Here is a 4,280-nt window from a genome sequence, read left to right on the forward strand (position 1 = left end):
GGTGATCGATACCGCGAGCCAGCAGCCTGTCGGATCCCCCGTCGAGGTTGGCGAGAGCCCCGCCGGAATCACCGTAACGACGGCCGGAGAGCGCGTCTACGTGGCGAATAACGGCGGGGGCTCGGTGACTGAGATCGACACCGCTACTAACCAGCGCGTCCAGGAAATCCCACTCGACCATGGCCCGTACGGGGCGGTATTGAGCGCCGGCGGTGAACGTCTGGCTGTATCTCGCACCCAGGCCGACGACGCTGTCTTTCTCGATGCGGCTATCCAGGAGGGCAGGCAGATCGGTCTGCGGTCCGAGCATTCCTTCCGCTACGCCATCGGATCCGACAACCCCGCACTGGGTACCGTTCCAGCCATGCATGGAGGACCGTCCCGTGCCTCGGCAACGCACCTCGTCGATCTTGATGACGGCACCATCGCGTTCCGTTGGGCCAACGGCCAGTACGTCAGCCAGCACCAGGGAGGGTCCGATACCACGGACGGCTATCTTGGCCTAGACCATAAGCTAACCCGTAACGGTAAATTCATCCGCGTCGACCTAGGCGAGGGGAAGTTCGCGCTGCTAGCTCAGCAAAGGATCGCTCCATGCCGCACCGACGCCACGGATCCCGAGCTTCCAGTTCCTACACATCTCTCCGATATGACGGAAGGCCGCGGCTGCTTCGTCAGTTCTCGAAATCTTAACGCTCCCGCCGGCCGCGGCTCATTGGCAGCGAATGCACCAGGAGTGGGCCCCACAGAGACGTTTACCGCCGCCGATTTCCAAGCTCTACCCCCTGAGCCCGGAAAATCAACGTTCCTCAGCGGCACTCGCTCCGCGGACGGGATGTGGACATCGCCCAAGCCGCTCGGCGGCGCGGGCGGGCAGGGAGAATTCCGTGGAGTTTCACCGGGGCTCGCCACAACCCCCAATGGCGAAACCCACTATGTTGGCATCACGGATGGCGCTGCCATCATGCATCGAATTAAATCCGGTAATTCCATGACAAATTGGCAGGCGCTCCCCGGACTTCCGTCCGGCACTCCGCAGAGCATCTCCGTGGCCGCTCTGCCGAATGGGGAAACTCAATATCTTGCCATCAGTTCTCACCCGACCCATCCAACTCTCTGGCACAACCTCCGCCAGCAAAACGGCGAGTGGCAGGGGTGGGAGTCCGTCGATACGTCGCCGTTCCCTGGCGGACACTTCATGCAGACAGCCATAACTGGCATGCCGAACGGTGACTCGCAGATCATGATCCAGGGAATGATGGGCCTCACGCATCGCGTCCGGCACGCAGACGGCAGCTGGGGTAACTGGTCACTAGTCGGCGGCTGGCCAGGGGTATCGGCAAATTCACCCGCTATAGTGGGACTTCCGAACGGCGAATCGCGGGCCTTCGGCCTCAATGCCGACGGCCGGCTCTGGCATCGTGTCCGGCACGCCGATGGGACCTGGGGCTCGATCACGGAGCCGGCTGGAATCCCACAGGCCATCTCAGTGTCCGCCTCGGCATCGCCGGACGGAACGATCCATATCCTGCTGGCCGATCTTGACGGCGGGGTCCGGCATGTAGTTCTGCACCCCGATGGGCGTTGGGACCCGCCAAAGCGCCCCAACGGCTACCTCGGGATGCCGACATTGACCGCTAATCGACCTGCCGTTACCGCAGGATCCGGCTCGGGTAGCATCGAAATCCTCACAGACCACCGGCCTTAAGAGCTCGTAACACGATCTTGTGGGCTGGTGCAGGTCAGCCGTAACCGGTATGACGATTGCGCCGTTCGTGAGGACATGAGCGTCAACCCCTGGGTCGTGGACGACGAGTTGTGGGCAATGATCGAGCCGATGCTGCCGCCCTGGCCCGATCGCTCGCCCGGACCCAAGCCGGTCCCCGACCCGACTGTGCCTGCAGGGCATCCTTTTCGTGCTCTACGCCGGGATCCCGTGGCAGCAGCTGCCGTTGGAGCTGGGCTTCGGCTCCGGCCAGACCTGTGGGAGGCGCCTGGAGCGATGGCAGGAAACCGGGGCCTTCGACCAGCTGCACCGGGCACTTCTGGCGGAACTGAACGCGGCCGGCGAACTGGTACTGGAGTCGCGCGTGCGTGGACGTCCCCCACGTGCGCGCGAAAGAGGTGCCCCTATGGTTTTCGTCAAGCGGCGGTGACGGCCGGGGGTTCGTAGAGGGTGCCGTCTCGGAGCATGGCGAAGAGGACGTTGATGCGTCTGCGGGCCAGGCAGACGAGGGCGGCGACGTGGTGTTTGCCCTGTCGCCGCTTCTTGTCGTAGTAGGCGCGTGACTCGGGCTGGGACAGTGAGGCGAACGCGGCAAGGTAGAAGGCCCGTTTGAGCTGTTTGTTGCCCCGTCGCGAGGGGTGTTCGCCGCGGATCGAGGAGCCGGAGGCGCGGGTGACGGGCGCCAGGCCGGCGTAGGCGGCGAGGTGTCCGGCGGTCGGGAAGGCCTTCGCGTCGCCGACGTCGACGAGGATCCGGGCGGCGGTCCTGACTCCGATGCCGGGCATCGAGGTCAGGACCGTGGAAAGAGAGGGTGGGCCTCCAGTAGTTCTTCGATCCTCGCGGCGAGGTGTTTGCGCTGGTTGAGCTGAGTGAGCTGGCGAGGCTGGGGACGATCAAGGCGGCGGCCTCGGTGCCGGGGACGATGACGGTCTGCTCGTCCAGGGCGGTGAAGATGTCCTCGACCCCATGGCGGGGCCACGAAGACGGTAGCGGGGCGCCGCGACGGGCCCGTCGCCGGTCGACCGCCGCAAGACCGGCAGCAAGCACCACCTGATCACCGACGGCGACGGCATCCCGCTCAAGGTCATCACCACCGCGGCGAACGTCAACGACGTCACCCAGAACCTCGCCCTGGTCGACGGAGTCCCCACCGGTCGCCGGCCGCGTCGGCCACCCCCGCAAGCGCCCCGGGGCTCTCCTGGGTGACAGGGGCCACGCGATGTCCCGCTACAGCGAGCGACGCACCGACGCCGCCCTGACGGCCTCCCCGCCATCACCAGCCCGCCGTCACCGTCACCGTCCTCGGCCCCGGGATTGGGCTTGGGACAAGGCCTATGACCGTACAGACCCGATTCGGCCACAACGCTGAACGGGACTGGCCAGCCGATGAGGAGTTCAGCCCAGGCCGTAGGAACGCCGCGGTTGCCACAGCCATCAGACCCGGTTGAGGACAGGCCGATGCCCCTTGACGTCAAGGACTACACGGGCGTTGGAGACCGGAACCTGCCGGAACTTGTCCGATCCACCAGTGCCACAACCACGCAACTGAGGGATGACCCTTCACAGGGGCGACGCAGCCAGGTCTTGCAGGGACAGCATAGACGGCCGTTCTCCCTGCCACGAGACCAAACGTCTCGTGGCAGGGAGAACGGCCGCCGGGTGCAGCTAGCCGCGGGATCGTTTTTCGCGAATCGCTACTTCAGCCCATGCCATCAGAATCCCCTCCTGCATCAGCCAGACCATCTTGGCTCAGAGCTCAAGCTTTACTGCTCCAGTATGGTCAAGAACTGCGCTCCACCTACTCGTGCCGCCAGCCTGGCCGATAAGCTGGGCGTCTGGAATTCCATTATAGAACTCTCTCCCGGTTGCCCCGCTCATTGATGCCGATCGATGGGTCGGGGAATCATTGAGAGTCTCATAGATTACTTCAATCTGTGCCCTTTTGTACTTTTTCAAAAACTGCGAGAAGATAAGCTTGCAGCCCGGACAGGTGCCCTGGGTGACTTTAAGCTTAATCATAATGTTCATATCTGTCCGATCCCCCCATGTGCGCACTATATCGGCCCTCGCATCGTTTATCAGATTTCGATCCGGGTCATTCTTTGAAAACTCCCTAGGTCCATCCTTCGTCTGGAATTTTGCATGGAAGTCGCTGCCCCGGTTCGGGACCTTATCGCCACTCCACCTGGTGCCGTAGGTCTTCCGAAGGATCGGCTCGCCCCTATTCGTGTATACGAGGATCGACATCCTTCCGGCGGTATTGGTGCTGTTGTTTGTCGCCGGGAATTGGAAATCATCAGGGGTGTCGCTAATATCCCAAGTCGCCTCGTAGCCTGCTATAATTCGAGCCCGTTCCGCCCTCTCGGCCGCCAGTCTCTCGGCCTCAATTCTCCTTTGCTCCTCCACCTCCTCTATCCTCTTCTTGTATGCCCCCTTGCCAGTGCCGTTCTTTGCCGAGATGAATCCATCATCGCCATCATTCGACATAAACTTCTTCGGATTCTTGCCCGCATAGTGGCCGCTGGGGTCTACGTAGTTGATGGGGTCGGCGTCG

2 protein-coding genes and 3 pseudogenes are annotated in these 4,280 nt (G+C 62.9%); 3 read left to right on the forward strand and 2 right to left on the reverse strand.

Going from position 1 to position 4,280, the window contains the following annotated elements; all coding sequences use genetic code 11:
- Positions 1-1,708: pseudogene (locus AA75_RS45925) on the forward strand (YncE family protein); the annotation flags it as partial.
- A 148-nt stretch (positions 1,709-1,856) separates the two neighbouring features.
- The gene (locus AA75_RS54055) at positions 1,857-2,156 is read left to right on the forward strand and encodes a transposase (RefSeq protein ID WP_149038321.1); all 300 of its coding nucleotides are present in this window, start codon (positions 1,857-1,859) and stop codon (positions 2,154-2,156) included.
- Here AA75_RS54055 and AA75_RS23260 read toward each other — a convergent pair.
- Positions 2,143-2,689: pseudogene (locus AA75_RS23260) on the reverse strand (transposase); the annotation flags it as partial. The gene AA75_RS54055 and the pseudogene AA75_RS23260 sit on opposite strands and share 14 nt — an antisense overlap.
- A 39-nt stretch (positions 2,690-2,728) precedes the next feature.
- On the opposite strand from AA75_RS23260, the pseudogene AA75_RS47805 reads away from it, so the two are divergent.
- Positions 2,729-2,942, forward strand: a pseudogene (locus AA75_RS47805) (transposase); the annotation flags it as partial.
- Between the two features lie 533 nt (positions 2,943-3,475).
- Here the strand turns inward: AA75_RS47805 and AA75_RS49655 are convergent.
- On the reverse strand, positions 3,476-4,280 hold an 805-nt coding region (locus AA75_RS49655; protein ID WP_158515556.1), incomplete at its 5' end, for a hypothetical protein.

Origin of the sequence: Kitasatospora sp. MBT63 (genome assembly GCF_000710465.2) — a bacterium.
In the GTDB taxonomy this organism is placed as follows: Bacteria; Actinomycetota; Actinomycetes; order Streptomycetales; family Streptomycetaceae; genus Kitasatospora.